Here is a 2,878-nt window from a genome sequence, read left to right on the forward strand (position 1 = left end):
CCTATAATGAATTCAATTCCTGATTTCCATTCCGTAATTGAGGTACCCTCCTTTTTTTTTAAGAATTTTTATGATATTTTCGACTTTAGAACATATATTAACTCATATCTCCTTTTCGATTGTTTCAATTGTAATTACAATTTATTTGATAACCTTATTAGTCGATGAAATCGTAGGACTATATGATTCGTCAGAAAGGGGCATGATAGCTACTTTTTTCTGTATAACAGGATTATTAGTCACTCGTTGGATTTATTCGCGACATTTCCCATTAAGTGATTTATATGAATCATTAATCTTCCTTTCATGGAGTTTCTCGATTATTCATATGGTTCCGTATTTTAAAAAACATAAAAATTATTTAAGCGCAATAACCGCGCCAAGTGCTATTTTTACCCAAGGCTTTGCTACTTCGGGTCTTTTAACTGAAATGCATCAATCTGCAATATTAGTACCTGCTCTCCAATCCCAGTGGTTAATGATGCACGTAAGTATGATGGTAGTGGGCTATGCAGCTCTTTTATGTGGATCGTTATTATCAGTAGCTCTTCTAGTCATTACATTTCGAAAAGACATAAGGATTTTTGGTAAAAGCAATCATTTAATAATATTCAATGAGTTATTCTCCTTTGGTGAGATTCAATACATGAATAAAAAGAAAAGAAGCAGTGTTTTACGAAAGGCTTCTTTTCTTTCTGCTAGGAATTATTACAGGTCCCAATTGATTCAACAATTGGATCATTGGAGTTATCGTATTATTAGTCTAGGGTTTATCTTTTTAACCATAGGTATTCTTTCAGGAGCAGTATGGGCTAATGAGGCATGGGGATCATATTGGAATTGGGACCCAAAGGAAACTTGGGCATTTATTACTTGGACCACATTCGCGATTTATTTACATACTCGAACAAATAAAAATTTACAAGGTGCAAATTCCGCAATTGTAGCTTCTATGGGCTTTTTTATAATTTGGATATGTTATTTTGGGGTCAATCTATTAGGAATAGGGCTACATAGTTATGGTTCATTTACATTAACATCTAATTGAATTGAAGAAAGGGCCTGACGAAGACAAACAAAGTACGGCGTATATATAAGAAAACTTCGTGTAATCCGGCGAGAACCATTTGAATCACAACACTACTTGATTCAAATGGTTCTCACAAATGCTAAACATATCTGGTTCCAATTCATTTTTTTTTACTTAACCTAAGAGAAGAAAAAAAGACTTCTTTTTTTCATTGTACAACGAACGAATCATAGGAGTGATTTTTTATTTTTTAATTTTTTATTTTATTCATGAAAACTATCTATAAAAATAATTAGATAGAATAGTTTCGACCTTGTCAACTGATAGTGAGAGAACGAAATCCGGATAAATACCAATACCTATTACGGGTAGAAAGATAGAGATCGAAATAAATAACTCTCGCGGTCCAGAATCAAAAAAATAAGAGTTTGGAGAATTAAATAGCTTGTATCCATAGAACATCTGGCGTGACATCGATAATGAATAAATAGGAGTTAATATCATTCCAATTGCCATTACACAAGTAATTAGTATTTTTGGCATTAAAAGATATTTTTGGCTGGTAATTATTCCAAAAAAGACTATCAATTCTGCAACAAAACCACTCATGCCTGGTAATGCAAGGGAAGCCATCGATAAGATACTGAACATCGTGAATATTTTTGGCATTGGGATAGCTATTCCGCCCATTTCGTCGAGATAAACAAGACGTATTCTATCATAACTCGTTCCTGCCAAGAAAAAAAGTGCAGCGCCAATAAATCCATGAGAAATTATTTGTAAAATGGCTCCATTGAGTCCCGTATCGGTTATAGAACCAATTCCTATAATTATGAAACCCATATGAGATACAGAGGAATAGGCTATTCTTTTTTTTAAATTACGTTGACCAGGAGATGTTGAAGCTGCATAGATTATTTGGATTGTGCCTATTATCATCAACCAGGGAGAAAATATAGAATGAGCGCGGGATAATAATTCCATATTGATCCGAACCAATCCATACGCTCCCATTTTTAATAAGATTCCAGCTAGAAGCATACAAGTACTGTAATGTGCTTCTCCATGGGTGTCTGGTAACCATGTATGTAGGGGTATAATCGGTGATTTGACAGCAAAAGCAATAAGAAATACACTATAGAATAGTATTTCCAATGCTACAGGATACGATTGATTAGCTGATGTTTCAAAATTTAATGTTGGTTCATTGGAACCATATAAACCGATACCCAGAACTCCCATTAAGAGAAAAACGGAACCTCCTGCAGTGTACAAAATAAACTTTGTAGCTGAGTACAGACGTTTCCTTCCTCCCCACATGGATAGAAGTAGATAAACAGGAATTAATTCTAACTCCCACATGATAAAAAAAAGTAAAAGGTCTCGAGAAGAAAATGAGCCTATTTGACCGCTGTACATTGCTAACATCAGGAAATGGAATAATCGGGAATCTCGAGTAACTGGCCGAGCCGCTAAAGTAGCTAAAGTGGTGATAAATCCCGTCAGTAAAATGGGTCCTATAGAAAGCCCATCTATTCCTAATCGCCAGTAAAAATCAAAAAAATTGATCCATTTATAATCCTCCGCCAGTTGGATTAATGGATCGTCCAATTGGAAATGATAACCGAATGCATAGGTTGTTAAAAGGAGTTCTAAGATACATATACATATAGTATACCATCTAATTATTTTATTTCCTCTATGAGGGAGAAAGAAAATTAAGGAACCCGCGGATATCGGCAAAACTACAATTATTGTTAACCAAGGAAAATAATTCGTGGTAAAGACAAGATACACTTGGACCAGAAAAACCCGTACTCAAAAAAAAATATATATTATTTTCGAGCA

General features: G+C 34.4%; 2 protein-coding genes. One reads left to right on the top strand and one right to left on the bottom strand.

What is annotated here, in order from left to right:
• Nucleotides 1-202 precede the first annotated feature (202 nt).
• Nucleotides 203-1,048 (top strand): c-type cytochrome biogenesis protein CcsB, encoded by an 846-nt coding sequence (gene ccsB, locus HLA95_RS30160; protein WP_222185066.1) that lies wholly within the window; start codon nucleotides 203-205, stop codon nucleotides 1,046-1,048.
• A gap of 258 nt (nucleotides 1,049-1,306) precedes the next feature.
• Here the strand turns inward: ccsB and HLA95_RS30180 are convergent, their stop codons facing one another.
• Entirely contained in the window at nucleotides 1,307-2,827 is a 1,521-nt protein-coding gene (locus HLA95_RS30180) for an NADH dehydrogenase subunit 4 (RefSeq protein WP_202958661.1), read from the bottom strand.
• Nucleotides 2,828-2,878 lie beyond the last annotated feature (51 nt).

It is taken from the genome of Geminicoccus harenae (genome assembly GCF_019800005.1).
In the GTDB taxonomy this organism is placed as follows: domain Bacteria; phylum Pseudomonadota; class Alphaproteobacteria; order Geminicoccales; family Geminicoccaceae; genus Geminicoccus; species Geminicoccus harenae.

Excerpts from the sequence above, each read along its gene's own strand:
- ccsB (WP_222185066.1), top strand. The coding sequence starts at position 203 with ATGATAGCTACTTTTTTCTGTATAACAGGATTATTAGTCACTCGTTGG.